General features: G+C 49.0%; 1 pseudogene. It reads right to left on the reverse strand.

Features of this window, described 5'->3' with window-relative positions:
• A pseudogene (locus ACZYR9_RS27930) lies at positions 1 to 181 on the reverse strand (group II intron reverse transcriptase/maturase); the annotation flags it as partial.
• Positions 182 to 255: the final 74 nt, after the last annotated feature.

The raw sequence follows: 255 nt of genomic DNA on the forward strand, positions 1-255 counted from the left end.
TGCCTGCCGCTCCTTTGTTCGCTCGTACTCTCCGCCACGCTTCCTGTAGCACGTCCAATCGATAAACTTTGTCGTACAACGCATGAAATTTTCTGCTCTTGCTTGTCTTGGCAGCATGACCTAACTTTTCTTGGAGTTGTTGAACTTTTTCCTTTGGTGTCGTTAGCCTAATGGCATTCACTCACTCGTACCCCCTTGAAAAGTTTGAACAAAGCAGGGCGCCTTCCCTCCCGCAGGTTGTGTTGTTCTGCGTTC

It is taken from the genome of Paenibacillus sp. F024 (assembly GCF_057814255.1).